Origin of the sequence: Chryseobacterium rhizosphaerae (assembly GCF_003385455.1) — a bacterium.
In the GTDB taxonomy this organism is placed as follows: Bacteria; Bacteroidota; Bacteroidia; order Flavobacteriales; family Weeksellaceae; genus Chryseobacterium; species Chryseobacterium rhizosphaerae.
The window spans coordinates 1-307 of record NZ_QNUF01000098.1; the positions used below are offsets into that span (position 1 = coordinate 1).

Genomic DNA, 307 nt, shown 5'->3' on the forward strand with positions numbered 1-307 from the left:
TATTTACCAATACATAGACCAGCTTGGAAATGTAAGGGTTTCTTACGGAAGAAACAGCACAGGAGTTCTTGAGATTACAGATGCCAATGATTACTACCCATTCGGGATGAATCATTTAAAAACCGGGAATTCCTATTTTGCGCAAGGCAGCTATAAAAGCAATAAATACAACGGTAAAGAATTACAGGAAACCGGAATGTACAGCTACGGCTGGAGAGAATATATGCCGGATATTGCCAGATGGAATGGTATAGACCAATTAGCAGAAAGTTATTATTCTCATTCTCCTTATGCTTATGTGATGAAT

General features: G+C 38.1%; 1 protein-coding gene. It reads left to right on the top strand.

Translation table 11 applies throughout. The features are described 5' to 3' along the window. Nucleotides 1-307 (top strand): RHS repeat-associated core domain-containing protein (locus DRF57_RS23515; protein ID WP_133297571.1); only part of this gene is annotated, 307 nt, incomplete at both ends.